Below are 13,175 nucleotides of genomic sequence, written 5' to 3' on the forward strand. Positions count from 1 at the left end.
TCCTGGCGAGGATGCGAGTCTATAGCAACAGCATCTTATTCCCAATACCTGCAATAATACGGCCCGGCACGGGGCTAAAGAATCGCTTGCAGGCTTCGTTTATTCCTGTGACCCCACTCTATCGATGGCGACGGCGTGACGGCCTGCGCCAGCCGACCCCAAGGAGACACCATGTCATTGTTCGGTATGCTGGTCCGCGCTTCGCGCACTCGGTTGGCCGTGGCCATTGGCGCAAGCCTGGTCTGCGGTCTGGCCAACGTGCTGCTGGTGGCGTTGATCAACCAGGCCCTGAACGCACCGCTGGACGGCCTGGCCAGTTACGCGCTGCCTTTTGTGCTGGTGATAGCGCTGGTGATGGGCAGTCAAGTGCTGTCCAGGACGCTGTTCGCTCATCTCAGCCAGCAAGGCCTTGCTACCTTGCGCCTGCATATCTCGCGGCATGTGGTGGCGGCACCGCTGCGCGGGCTGGAAAAAGCCGGGCGCGGGCGCATCCAGGCGGCCTTGGCCGATGACACCACCACTTTGTCGAACTTCTTCACCGGTTTCCCGATGCTGGTGACCAGTGCTGTCGTGGTGATCGGTTGCCTGGGCTACCTGGCGTATCTGTCATGGGCGATTTTTCTGGTGTCGGTGCTGGCCATTGGTCTTGGTTCGCTTGGCTATCACTTGTGCCATTCGCACATGCTCCAGTATTTCCGCAAGGCGGGTTCCAGTCAGGACGAGCTTTTCGGGCACTTCGACGCCATGGTTTCGGGCGCCAAGGAGCTCAAGCTCAATCGCTCCAAGGCCCGACGTTTTCTCGATGAGGTGCTGGTGAAGGCCGTCGAGCAAGTGCGTCACAACCGTGCCAAGGGTCTGATGCTGTTCGCTATCACGGGTGGCTGGGGACGCTTGCTGTTCCTGGTACTGATCGGTGTGGTGCTGTTCCTGCGTTTGTGGATCCCCTCCGACACGGCAGTGATCACCGGCTATGTCATGGTGTTTCTGTACATGATGGGGCCGCTCGAAGGCGTCCTGTTGAACCTGCCGCAGATGAGTCAGGCGCGAGTTGCCAGTGCGCGCATCGAAGCAACGCTTGCCGAGTTGAAAGCGGAGTCCCAGGTCCAGACCGCAGCCCCTGCCGTACAGCCCAAGGGTGTGATGCTGGAGCTGGACGGTCTGACCCACGGTTATTTCAGCGAGCGTGAGGACGAGGTGTTCACCCTTGGTCCGGTGGCGCTGACCCTCAATCCCGGTGAAATTACCTTCCTCGTCGGTGGTAACGGCAGCGGCAAGACAACCCTCGCCAAGCTGATCGCCGGCCTGTACCGGCCGGAAAGCGGGGAAGTGCGTGTCGATGGCCGGCCCGTAGCGGACGGCGAGTGGGATGATTACCGCCAGCTGTTCTCGGCGGTGTTCTCGGACTTCCACCTGTTCGACACCTTGCTCGAAGCGCCGGACTCCAGTCTGGATACCCAGGCGTCGGAATGGCTGGCCAAGCTGCACCTGGATCACAAGGTCAGCGTCAGTGACGGCTCGTTCTCAACGCGGGAACTGTCCCAGGGCCAACGCAAGCGCCTGGCCTTGATCGTTGCGTGCCTTGAAGGGCGTCCGGTGATCATTTTCGATGAATGGGCTGCAGACCAGGACCCGGCGTTCCGTGAAGTGTTCTATTGCGAGCTGTTGCCTGAGTTGCGGGCGCAGGGCAAGACGCTGCTGGTCATTTCTCACGACGACCGCTACTTCCATCTGGCTGACCAGTTGATCAAGCTCGAACGCGGCCAGATCGTGCATCGTCAGGCACCTGCACTTGTTGCGGAGTTGCAGCCGGCAGGTTGATGGTTATCGATTCAGTGTTGTCGCACTGCGCGCTTTTCCGACCCGGTCGGTAAGGCGCGCAGTGACGGTCACCGCTCCTGCTGCATGGCGCGTAGGCCATCCGGCCGAAACCTGTCCTCCGTCCGGCTCTGTCCCTTCTGCAAATAACAATATTTATCAAAGACACTTAATTCCCCGCGCATTTCTTTCGTCCTTATTAGCAGTGTTCCAGGCAAGGCCAGTCTGGCTTGCCGAGTGCTTTAAGGAGATTTTCAGTGTCCGTCGCAAACGATCGCATCCGCCTGTTCTGCTTTGCATGCTCCGGAGCAAGCGCCATGGCGTTCGCTCCCTGGCGCGCGGCTTTGCCCACCTGGCTCGATGTGCAGCCAGTCGAATTGCCCGGCCATGGTCGCCGTGGCGATGAGCCGTTGCAGGTGGACATGCCCAGCTTGGCGGCAAACCTGGGGCGCGAGTTACTGCCGCTGATCGACGGGCCGTACCTGATGCTCGGCCATAGCGTCGGGGGTGTCGTCGCCCTGGAAGTGGCTCATGCGCTGGTTGCCCTGGGTGTCGAACCGCCCCGTGCCCTGATCGCCGTAGCCAGCACCGCTCCCGGCCAGCGCGACGGCAAACCAGATGCCCAACCCATGAGTGATGCCGAGCTGATCGCAGAGCTGCACCGGCTCGGCGGCACGCCTCAGGCGGTTCTTGATGACCGCGAATTGCTGGCCATGGTGTTGCCGGTACTGCGCGCTGATTTTTTGCTGGGCGACCGCTATCAACCGCCTCGTCGCAAGGCTTTGCCGTGTGCGCTGCATGTCTTCGGTGGGCGTGACGACAGCGTTGTGGTCAGTGCCCTCGCGGCCTGGGAGGCCGAGTGCAGTGGGCCGTTCCAGCTGGAAATGTGCGCGGGCGGGCATTTCTTCCTGCATCGCCAGCGTGCCGATTTTCTGCAGCGCCTGGTTGCACTGGCGCATGCGCAACGCCCTGCACTCCCTTCCTTGCGCGCTCTGGGCTGATCACATGCCCCGCCGCCTTCATTCTCTCGCGGAGTCTTCCATGCTTGATTCGCGCTTCGACATCCGGCCCCTGCGCCACGCCGACACACCGTTACCTCTGCTGATCGAGGCCCGAGAGCCGGGGCTGGATCTGTCGGGCTGCCTGCCCGACCTTCGGACCCTGATCGATGAGCAGTTGCTCAGCGCCGGTGGCGTGCTGCTGCGGGGTTTCGATGTGCAGACCGCTGAACGCTTTCGTCGCTTTGCGGTGGGCTTCGGTTCTGACCTGCTGACTTATGAATTCGGTTCGACGCCGCGCAGCAATGTGACGGCAGGTATCTACACCTCCACCGAGTACCCGCCGCACCAGCATATTCCGCTGCACAACGAGCAGGCCTATACCCGTGACTGGCCGATGAAGATCTGGTTCTTCTGCCAGCAGGCATCACCGGTGGGTGGCGCAACGCCGATCGGGGACAGTCGGGCGATCTACCGGCGCGTCGGCGAGCAGATTCGTGAGCGGTTCGCCAGCAAAGGCCTCATGTACACACGCAATTACGGCAACGGCCTGGATGTGTCCTGGGAACAGGTGTTCAACACCGAGGACCGTTCAGTAGTGCACGCCTACTGCGAGGCGCATGGCATCAGCCTTGAGTGGAAGGACGACGGCGGCCTGCGCACGCGTCAGGTCTGCCAGGCAGTGGCCACGCACCCTCGCACCGGCGACGCGGTGTGGTTCAACCAGGCGCATCTTTTTCATGTGTCCAACCTGCCCGAGGAAGTGCGCGAAACGCTGCTTGATCTGGTCGAGGAAGAAGATTTGCCGCGCAACGTCTATTACGGCGACGGCAGCCCGCTGGAGGAAACCCTGCTGGAAGACATCCGTGGCGTGATGCAGCAGGAGCAAGTGGAGTTCGCCTGGCAGGACAACGACGTCCTTATGCTCGACAACATGCTCGCTGCTCACGGCCGCGCGCCGTTCAAGGGGCCGCGCAAAGTGGTGGTGGCCATGGCCGAACCCCACGGTGCCGAAGCGCGCTGAGCACCTTCGAATTTTCTGATTTTTGCGATTGCAGGAGGACGCCCCATGGCCATCCCGTACAAGTCTCAACCCCGGTCCCTCATCGAGATGCTGGCGCAGCGCGCCGAACAGCAAGGCGAGCAATTGGCCCTGCGGTTTCTCGGCGACGGCAACGAAACCACCGAGCTGTACACCTACGCCCAGCTCGATGCCCGGGTCCGTCATATGGCGGCCTGTCTTGAGGAACACGCACAGGAAGGTGATCGGGTGCTCCTGCTGCTGACCAATGGCCCTGATTACATCGTGGCCTTTTTTGCCTGTCTGTATGCGGGGCTGATCGCTGTGCCCGCCTATCCACCGGAGCGCAATCGTCAATTCCATACCGAGCGTCTGCAAGGCATGGCGATGGACGCCGAGCCGTCGCTGATTCTTTGCGAGCAGGGCGCTCTGGAGGTCTCGCAGCAACTGCGCGATGGTCTGACCCTGGCACGCCTGCCGGCGGTCGCCAGCGTTCAGGCACTCGAAGCGCAGCCGCCGCGCACCTGGCGTTCACGGCAAGTGCCAGGCGATGCCATTGCGATGCTGCAATACACCTCCGGCTCCACCTCCGAACCCAAAGGTGTGGAAGTCACTCACACCAACCTGCTGGACAACCAGCATCTGCTGCAGATGGGCTTCGGTACCCGGCCGGGTGATGTATTTGTCAGCTGGTTGCCGCTGTACCACGACATGGGTCTGATCGGCGGCATGCTGCAGCCGATCTACGCAGGCGTGCCGCTGGTACTGATGACCACTCAGCACTTCCTTGCCCGCCCGGCGCGCTGGCTGGAAGCGATTCACCGCTACGACGGCACGTTGAGCGGCGGCCCGGACTTTGCCTTCAGGCTGTGCACCGAGACCGTCCGCGACAGCCTGCTCGCCGAACTGGACCTGAGTCGTTGGTGCGTGGCGTTCTGCGGCTCCGAACCGGTACGTGCCGATACGCTGGCAGACTTCTGCAAGCGCTTTACGCCGACCGGTCTGGCGGCCACCACGCTGCATCCCTGTTACGGGCTGGCAGAAGCGACCCTGATGGTCACCAGCAATATTCGCGGCGGTCCTTATTACACGCTGCATGTCGACCACCAGGAACTGGCTCACGGTCGGGTAGTACCTGATCCATCCGGCACCGAGATGGTCAGCAGCGGCGGGCTGTTGTTCGACGATCAAGTACGCCTGATGGACCCGCAGACCCTGCAACCCGTCCCGGACAACACGGTAGGCGAAATCTGGGTGCGTGGGCCGAGCGTCGCGCATGGCTACTGGCGCAACCCTGAGGCCACTGCCAAGACGTTTCTCGACCTGCCCGACGGCCGCTGGTTGCGCAGCGGTGACCTGGCGTTCCTTCACAACGGCGGTCTGTTCATCACCTCGCGGGCCAAGGACGTGATCATCATTCGCGGTCAGAACCGTTACCCGCAGGACATCGAGAAAGCCGTCGAGGAGGGCGTTGAAGCAGTGCGTAAAGGTCGCGTTGCAGCCTTCCCGGTACAGGTCGACGGCCGCGAGTGCATCGGCATCGCCGCCGAGATCGGTCGCAGCGTGCAGAAGAAGTTCGACCCGCAGACCTTGATCGACGCCATCGACCGTGTGGTCAGCGAGACTCAGCAGGAACCGGCCAGCGTCATCGCTCTGCTGGAGCCCGCCGCGCTGCCCAAGACCACCAGCGGCAAGCTGCAACGCTCGTCCTGCCGACTGCGTCTGGAAACAGGCGAGTTGGGTGCCTATCACGTCTACCGTCGTCCGGTGCTGAGCCCGCTCACCGCCGAGCAAGGCGGTGCCGCCCCTGAGGGTGAGACCGAGCAGCGCCTTGCGACGATCTGGTCGGAGGTGCTTGAAGGTGTCGATATCAGTCGCGATGACGTGTTCCTCGCCAAGGGCGGTCATTCTCTGGCAGCTGTGCAAGTGGTGGCGCGGGTGCGCACCGAGTTCAACGTCGAACTGCCGCTGAGCGCGCTGTTTGCGGCCAGCCCCTTGTACCTGATGGCCGCCACGATTGACGCCGCGCCGCGCATGGCCGCAGGCGTACCGCTGCAGAAGTTGGAAGCAGGCGGGCCGCAAGCCATGTCACCGGCCCAGCGCAGCCTGTGGCTGGCACAGCAATTGGGCGGCGAAGAAGGCCGGGCCGCGTACAACATGGTGGCCCAGTTACGGCTGAGCGGTGAGCTGCGTGCGGACGCGCTGCAGGGTGCGTTGAACGGGCTCATGCAGCGTCAGGCGAGCTTGCGCAGTGCCTTCGTGCCGGGGCCGGACGGCGTGGCGCAGGTGCATTGCGCCAGTCAGGTCGAGCTGGCGTTGCCGGTGCTCGACCTGAGCGGTCTGCGCGACGCCGAACAGGCCACCGCGCTGGCCATGGCCGAGGCCGAAGCCGCCGGTCAGCCGTTTGATCTGCAACAGCCGCCGTTGTGGCGCGCCACGCTGCTGCGCGTGAACGATCAGGAGCATCGCCTGCTGCTGAGCATGCATCACTTGATCGGCGATGGCTGGTCATTTGGTGTGCTGGTCCAGGAACTGGGCGCGTTGTATCAGGCGCAACTGACCGGCGAGGCGCCCTCGCTCGTACCACTGGATATCGAGTACAGCGACTACGCAGCCTGGCAAAACGCCAAGGCGGGCAGCACCGAGCGTCAGCGTGAGCAGGATTTCTGGCGCGAATACTTGCGCGGTGCAGCACAGCAGCTGGCCTTGCCGACCGATCGCCCGCGCCCTGCGACGCCGCAGACGGCGGGTGCCAGCGTGACCTTCCAGGTCAGTACCGAGCAGGTTGCGGCGCTCGAAACACTGGGTCGCGCGCATGGGGCGAGCCTGTTCATGGTGCTGCGTGGCGCCTTCGACTGGCTGTTGCATCGCATCACGGGTCAGGACGATCTGGTCTACGGCACCGACATCGCCGGTCGACCACGCGCCGAGCTGGAGAAACTCATCGGCTTCTTCGTCAATATCGTTCCGCTGCGGGCCCGTGTCCGTGACCAGCAGTCGTTCAACCAGTGGCTGGCCCAGGTCAGCGAAGATTCCCTCGCCGTCTTTGAACAGGCCGATCTGCCGTTCGAACAGATTGTCGACGCCAGCGGTGTACCCCGTGAGCGCCAGCGCAACCCGTTGGTGCAGGCGCTGTTCGTGCTGCACAGCATGCCGCGCGGGCAGTTCGCGGTGCCGGGGCTGAGCGCTGAATTGCTGGCCGCCCCGGCGCAAACCTCGAAGTTCGACATGGCGCTGTTCCTCACCCCCGACGCCCAGGGTCTGAGTGGCGAGTGGGTGTTTGCCACTGCCATCCTCGATGAAGCACGAGTGCGCTGCTGGGCCGATGCCTGGGTCGATCTGCTGGGGCAGGTTCTCGCCGCACCGGACCAGCCGCTGTCCGCGTTGACCCTGGGCGCTCTGCAACCGGCGCCGGTTGCGCCGGCCAGTGGTCGCTCGCGGCTGGATGCCAAGCGCGACAAGCTCAAGTCTTTCACCCGTCAGGCCGCACCGTCTGCCGTCCAGTCCGCTGTGCGTTGCACGCCGCTGAACGCCGGCAGTGAGTTCCCGCTGGTGATCGAGCCCATCAGTGCCGACCTCGATCCCTGTGTGTGGGCCAGCCAGAACCGCGAGTTCATCGAAACCCGGCTGCGCCGGCATGCCGGTCTGTTGTTCCGTGGCTTTGGCCTGAGCACCGCGCAGGATTTCGAGGCCTTTGCCGAGGCCATCCAGCCTGGCCTGTATGGCGCCTACGGCGACTTGCCGAAGAAGGAAGGCGGGCGCAACACCTACCGCTCCACGCCTTATCCCGAGCGGCAGATGATCCTGTTCCACAACGAAAGTGCGCACCTGCGTCGCTGGCCGCGCAAGCAGTGGTTCTTCTGCGAGCTGCCGTCGCCGGTCGGTGGCGCCACGCCAATCGTTGACTGCCGGGCCATGTACCGCGCCTTGCCTGCCGAGCTGGCCGAGACCTTCGAGCGCAAGGGTTTGTTGTACGTGCGTACGTTCACGCCTGGCTTCGATGTGGACTGGCGCGACTTCTACAAGACCGATGATCGCGCCGTGGTCGAGGCCGCGTGCCGCGAACAGGACGTGGCGTTCGAGTGGTTGGCCAACGGCGGCCTGCAGACCCGCACGCCTTGCCCGGCAGTGATCCGCCACCCTTACACCGGTGAAAAATCATTCTTCAACCAGGTCCAGTTGCACCACGACTATTGCCTGCAGGCGGACGTGCGTCGCGACCTGCTGGGCATCGTCGGTGCCGGGCACATGCCGCGTCAGGTGTACTTCGGCGACGGCACGCCGATCGACGACGCGATCATGGAACAGCTGGGCCAACTCTATGAAGCCTGCGCAGTGCGTTTCGACTGGCAGCGCGGCGATGTGGTGATGCTCGACAACATGCTCGTCGCTCACGCCCGTGACCCGTTCGAAGGCCCGCGACGCATTGTCGTGGCAATGGGCGAAATGACCGACCGCAGCGTGTTCGACAGCGCTGCCGAAGACACCGTCGAACGCTCTGGCCAATCCGCCGGCCTCCCCGTTTAAGGACACCTTCAATGAATGATCTGAGCGTTGATTTGACCGCGCAACAAACGTTGGCTTTGAGCCCCGAGCAGCGCGCCAGTCTGCTGGGTCACGACCCGGCACGTGCCGACGCCGGCAGCCATCGGCTACGCATCGCCCTGAGCGCTGCCGATGCACCCACGGCTGTGCACGCCGCGTTGCAGCAGTACGCCGCAGGCCAGCCGCTCCTCGGTGCACGCTGGCTGCAGGTTTCGGGTTTTCGTGGCTGGCGTCAGGCATTCGCCAGCCAGAGCGTCTTGGTACGTTGGGTAGAGCTCGACGCCACGGCGCCAGCCTTGACGCTGGACGAAGGCGAGGTGCTGGCAGTCAACTGCAGGACGCTGGCGGATGGCACCCGCGAAGTGGAATTTGTCGCGGCCGCCCTGGCACTTGATCCGCCGAGCCTGGAGCGTCTGGTCGCCGACGTGCTGGCGTTGGCGCAAGGCGAGACGCCGGTCACCAGAGACGTCGGCTACGAGCATTACGTCGAGTGGCGCCAGGACATGGCCGCTGATGAAGATGCCGCGCAAGGCCGCGCTTATTGGCAGCACGCTCAGGTCGATCCTGCTCAGGGTGCTGCGTTGCACCTCGGGCTGCGGAGCGCCGTCCCTCTACCTCAGGCGCAGCGTTTGAATGTGCAGGCCGAAGTGCCGGCGTCACGGCTCAGCGCTGTGCAGGCCCTGGCTGACTTTCTGGGGCAACCGCTGGACTTCGTGCTGCAAGGTCTGTGGTGGGCGCTGCTGAGTCGGCTGAGCGGGCAGCAGAGTTTTGTCGGCGGCTGGCTGCACGATTGCCGCAACGACTATGACCATTTCGAGCACACCCTGGGTGTCTTCGAGAAAGTGCTGCCGCTGCGCGTCGAGCTTGACCCTGCGTGCCGCTTCGCCGAATGGCTGCAGCAGGCCGAAGGCGTTCTGTCTGATCATCTTGGCTGGCAGGAATACTGCCCGATTGAAGCGCCCACCAGCGCCGCACCGCTGCTGGCAGGGTTTGTGTCGGAGCAGGCGCGTATAGCACCCGGCCGGGTGCTCGCCTACCCAGACCGCTCCGCATTCGAACTGCTGCTGCGCGCCCGCCGCTGGGGCGAAACCCTGCACCTGAGCATTGAAGCCAACGGCGCTGCGTACAGCGTGGCCAGCCTTGAGGTGTTGCTCGAACAGTTCCAGACACTGCTGGAAACCCTGCCCGCCGACGGCGCGATTGCCTTGGCCGACCTTGAACCGACGGGAGCAAAAGAGCGTCAGCGCCTGCTGGCACTGGCCCCGAACCTGCCCGCACCGGACGGTGAAGGGTTGCTGCAACGTCTGGCCCGGCACGCCCGGCAAACCCCGCAGGCAATGGCCCTCAGCAATGGTCAGCAACGCCTGGATTACGCTGAGTTGCAGCACACCGTCACGCGCATGGCGGGCTGGTTGCAGGGGCAGGGTGTGGGCGTCGGGCAATGCGTGGCTATCGAAAGCGAACGTTCGCTGCAAGGCGTGCTGCATATTCTCGCTGTTCTCAGTGCCGGCGCTTACTACTTGCCGCTGGAGCCGGGCTGGCCAGCCGAGCGTCGCCATGACCTGTTGACACGTGCGGCCCCGGCGCTGGTGCTGTGCGATCCCGCCTCCAGTAGCGCTCAGGGCCCATGGCCCAGCGCCAGTCTGGAGCAGGCAGGTGCCGATGCCCCCATGCCGTTCCAGGCTCCGCAGCTGACGGACCAACATCTGGCGTATCTGTTGTTCACCTCCGGTTCGACCGGTGCACCGAAAGGCGTGCTCATCGAGCATGGTGCGCTGCGCAACTACGCCCAGTCAGCCTGCGAAGCGTTGGGCCTGCAACCCGGCATGCGCCTGGCCCTGACCAGCCCGTTGACCGTCGACCTGGGCCATACCTTGCTGTTCGGCGCCTGGCAGGCCGGTGCCGAGCTGGTCATCGCCGCTCAGGACGACCTGGTTGATGGCGCGGCCTTCAGCCGTTTTCTGTTCAGGGAGCGGCCGGACGTGGCGAAATTCGTCCCGTCGCATCTGGCGGCGCTGCTTGAAGGTGACGCCCCTCCTTTGCCCGGCACCTTGATCCTCGGCGGCGAAGCGACGCCGCGTCGACTGGTCGAGCAACTGTTCGCTCAAGCGCCCGCATTGCGCCTGTTCAACCACTACGGCCCCACTGAAACCACGGTCGGCGTGCTGTATCACCCACTGCGGGCCGACGCGCCGGACCGCGATGACCGGGTGCCGCTGAGCCGTGTGCTCGACGGTAACCGGGTGTACCTGCTTGACGACCGCCTGCGTCTGGTCCCCACCGGAGCCTTGGGCGAGCTGTACATCGGCGGCGCGCAGCTGTGCCGGGGTTACCTGGACGAAGCCAATGCCGAACGGTTTGTCGACGACCCGTTCATGCCGGGCCAGCGCCTGTATCGCTCGGGCGATCTGGGCCGCTATCGCGCCGAAGGTGGCCTGCAACTGGTCGGCCGTCAGGACCATCAGGTCAAGCTGCGCGGTCAACGCATCGAACTGGGTGAAGTCGAGGCGGCCTTGCTCGGTTTGCCCGGCGTTGATCAAGCCGTTGCGCGCCTGTGGTCACCCAGCGAAGGCGCAGCCAGCCTGATCGCATACGTGGTACTCGCTCAGGGCGTTGCTGATGACGCGTTGCAACAACTGCCGGCGGCGTTGGCTGAGCGCTTGCCCGAAGCGCTGTGTCCGGCGCGTCTGCTGGCGGTGCCAAGCCTGCCGCGTCTGTCCAACGGCAAGGTGGATCGCCATGCGTTGCCTGAGCCTGGGCAACTGGCGCGGCGTCAACCTGCCCGAGCACCCACCAGTGAACTGGAAGCCAGTCTGCGCGACGCTATGGCCGAACTGCTCGACTGTGCACCGACGGCGCTGGGCGTTGACGACGATTTCTTCGAGGCTGGCGGTCACTCGTTGCTGGTGATCAAGCTGGTGGCACGCTTGCGCACCACGTTCAAGCTCGAAGTCCCGCCGGGTCTGGTGTTCGACCACCCCAACGCAGCCGGGCTGGCTGTGGCCCTCGGCGAACTTGCCGACCCGGCACGTCTGGAAAAGATCGCCCGCCTGCGCCGCGAACTGGACAGCCTGAGTGACGAGGAACGTGCCGCGCTGCTGGCCAAGGCTCGTGCCGCCAAAGGTCTGGCGGCCCACTGACAATGGGCCGGCCCCGGTCGGCCCCCTTCTTTTCGAACTGGATTGACCATGACCGATATCGACCGCGACGAATTGCTTGCCCTGTTACTTGATGATGAAGCGCCAGCCGCTCCCAGCGGGCCGGGCCGACGCACCGAGAATGGACCGGCGCCGCTGTCGTTCGCCCAGCGCCGTTTGTGGTTTCTCCAGCAATACGATGTGCACAGCCCGGCTTACAACTCGGCACGTGCCCTGCGGATTCATGGCCAGCCGGATGTCCCGGCCTTACAGGCCGCCTTGCGCCGATTGATCGAGCGTCATGCCAGCCTGCGCACCCGTTTCGTAATGGTCGACGATCAGCCGATGCAGGTGATCGAGCCCGTGGTGGATTTCCATCTCGAATGCGTAAGCCTGGCAGACGACGCTGACCTGCAAGCGGAACTGCGCCAGCGCGTCGCCGTGCCCTTCGATCTGGGTCAGGCGCCGCTGCTGCGGGCCAGCCTGTTGGTTGGCGAAGGCAGTGCGGTGTTGCTGTTGTGCCTGCACCACATTGTCGCGGATGCCTGGTCGAACCCGTTGCTGATTGCCGATCTGGGCCAGGCCTATGCGGCGGCGCTGGGCGGCAATGACCAGCCCCTGCCAGGCCTGTCTCTGGATTACGCTGACTACGCAACCTGGCAGCGCGAACACTTTGCCGGCCAGGGCCTGACTGAAGGGCAGGCGTACTGGCGTGAGTATCTGGGGCAGGACGTGCCCGTGCTGGAGCTGCCGACCGATCGGCCACGCAGCGCGGCGCCACGTCTTGAGGCCGCGCGGCATGATGTTCAGGTGCCTGCGGCCACCGCCCAGGCAGTCCGTGAGTTCTGCCGCCAGCAGCATTGCTCGCCCTTTGTGTTGCTGCTGGGTGCCTGGCAAGTCGTGCTGGCGCGTTACAGCGGCCAGCGTGACTTTGCCGTCGGTGTGCCCAACGCCGCACGCAGCCATGCCCAAGTGCAGGACATCGTCGGCTTTTTCGTCAACACCCAGGTGTACCGCGCCCGTCTGGAAGCGCAACTGACCACCCGAACGCTGTGCAGTCGTTTGCGTGATGAAAGCCGCATTGCACTGGAACAGTCGGACTTCCCGTTCGAGTGCGTGCTGGATGGTCTGAATCTGACCCGCGATCTGCACCACACCGCGCTGTTCCAGGTGCTGTTCAACTTCCGTCATTCCCGTGACGCGCAGGCCCTTCGTCTGCCGGGGCTGGACGTGGACGTGCTGGACGTCGAGCTGGAAAGCGCACGCTTCGACCTGACGCTGGACGTCATCGCCAGCCCTGAAGGCATCGATTGCCGTCTTGAATACGTCACCGCGCTCTATGACGCCGCGACGGTCGAGCGCCTGGGCCAGCACCTGTGCCAGTTGTTGCAGGGCATGGTCACGACACCTGACCGTCCAGTGTTCAGCCTGCCGTTGATGGGCGTGGCCGAGCTGCAACAGTTGAACAGTTGGAACGCCACCGACACTCAGTACCCAGCGTATTCAAGCCTGCCCGCGCTGATCGCCGAACAGGTTCGCGCCACACCGGATGCGTTGGCACTGGTCTACGGCACTCAGCGCTTGAGCTACGCCGAACTGGACGCCCGCGCCAATCAACTCGCCCATTGGCTGCAAGGTCAGGGCGTAGCGCCGGACGTG

General features: G+C 64.2%; 6 protein-coding genes. All 6 read left to right on the forward strand.

Annotated features, from left to right (window positions below):
• The first annotated feature begins 171 nt into the window (after positions 1–171).
• Entirely contained in the window at positions 172–1,818 is a 1,647-nt protein-coding gene (locus KDX37_RS25595) for a cyclic peptide export ABC transporter (RefSeq protein ID WP_231655969.1), read from the forward strand.
• A 254-nt stretch (positions 1,819–2,072) separates the two neighbouring features.
• The gene (locus KDX37_RS25600) at positions 2,073–2,816 is read left to right on the forward strand and encodes a thioesterase II family protein (protein ID WP_231655970.1); all 744 of its coding nucleotides are present in this window, start codon (positions 2,073–2,075) and stop codon (positions 2,814–2,816) included.
• Positions 2,817–2,856: 40 nt separating this feature from the next.
• Entirely contained in the window at positions 2,857–3,837 is a 981-nt protein-coding gene (locus KDX37_RS25605) for a TauD/TfdA family dioxygenase (protein WP_231655972.1), read from the forward strand.
• 45 nt (positions 3,838–3,882) lie between these two features.
• Positions 3,883–8,361: a condensation domain-containing protein gene (locus tag KDX37_RS25610; RefSeq protein WP_231655974.1), complete on the forward strand. Its 4,479-nt coding sequence runs from the start codon at positions 3,883–3,885 to the stop codon at positions 8,359–8,361.
• A gap of 11 nt (positions 8,362–8,372) precedes the next feature.
• On the forward strand, positions 8,373–11,519 hold the full coding sequence (locus KDX37_RS25615; protein WP_231655975.1) for a non-ribosomal peptide synthetase: 3,147 nt from the start codon (positions 8,373–8,375) through the stop codon (positions 11,517–11,519).
• A gap of 48 nt (positions 11,520–11,567) precedes the next feature.
• The coding region (locus KDX37_RS25620; protein ID WP_231655978.1) for a condensation domain-containing protein at positions 11,568–13,175 on the forward strand (1,608 nt) is incomplete at its 3' end.

This window comes from Pseudomonas californiensis, assembly GCF_021147775.1.
Classification (GTDB): Bacteria; Pseudomonadota; Gammaproteobacteria; order Pseudomonadales; family Pseudomonadaceae; genus Aquipseudomonas; species Aquipseudomonas californiensis.

What these genes read in the sequence shown, in the direction of transcription:
- KDX37_RS25605 (WP_231655972.1), top strand. Translation starts at nt 2,857, where the DNA reads ATGCTTGATTCGCGCTTCGACATCCGGCCCCTGCGCCACGCCGACACA.
- KDX37_RS25610 (WP_231655974.1), top strand. Translation starts at nt 3,883, where the DNA reads ATGGCCATCCCGTACAAGTCTCAACCCCGGTCCCTCATCGAGATGCTG.
- KDX37_RS25595 (WP_231655969.1), top strand. Translation starts at nt 172, where the DNA reads ATGTCATTGTTCGGTATGCTGGTCCGCGCTTCGCGCACTCGGTTGGCC.
- KDX37_RS25615 (WP_231655975.1), top strand. Translation starts at nt 8,373, where the DNA reads ATGAATGATCTGAGCGTTGATTTGACCGCGCAACAAACGTTGGCTTTG.